Origin of the sequence: Pseudomonas sp. KCJK9058 (assembly GCF_046230975.1) — a bacterium.
GTDB lineage: Bacteria > Pseudomonadota > Gammaproteobacteria > Pseudomonadales > Pseudomonadaceae > Aquipseudomonas > Aquipseudomonas alloputida.
Map to the genome: position 1 here is coordinate 1 of NZ_JBJJLR010000131.1, position 439 is coordinate 439.

General features: G+C 41.7%; 1 protein-coding gene. It reads right to left on the reverse strand.

Features of this window, described 5'->3' with window-relative positions:
* A partial coding sequence (locus tag ACK59Z_RS25910; protein WP_409293999.1) for a hypothetical protein occupies positions 1–439 on the reverse strand: 439 nt, incomplete at both ends.

The following is a 439-nucleotide window of genomic DNA, read 5'->3' on the forward strand; positions in this document are numbered from 1 at the left end:
CCAGTTGCCGCCGACTTGAACCTCTCACTACAAAACAGCTCTAAGGTTTCTTGACATCTAAAAATATCCGACTGCAGCTCTGGGGAAACCACAAACCTACTTATAGCATCAATATTCACCGCCCCCGTATAAATATGACTTTCAATTTCGAGACCGGTCTCCAGGTCCTTGGATGTTTCGAATACCGACTCAATCTTATCCAGAGCCGCTAAACTTTCACCAGGAAGAAAAATGAAAAACTCCCCTTTCCTAGACTGCTCCTTATAGGTTATCTCCAAAGGAATAGCCTTATACTTCCCCCCAACCTTATCGCAAACCTCTAAAAATTTTTTCGAAACATAAGTATCACCGATGCTGTAGTAATCAAACTCCAGATCCGACAACTCCATTTCAAGCCCGGACAGCTTTAAAACATATTTTTTTGTTATATTTAGCCCCA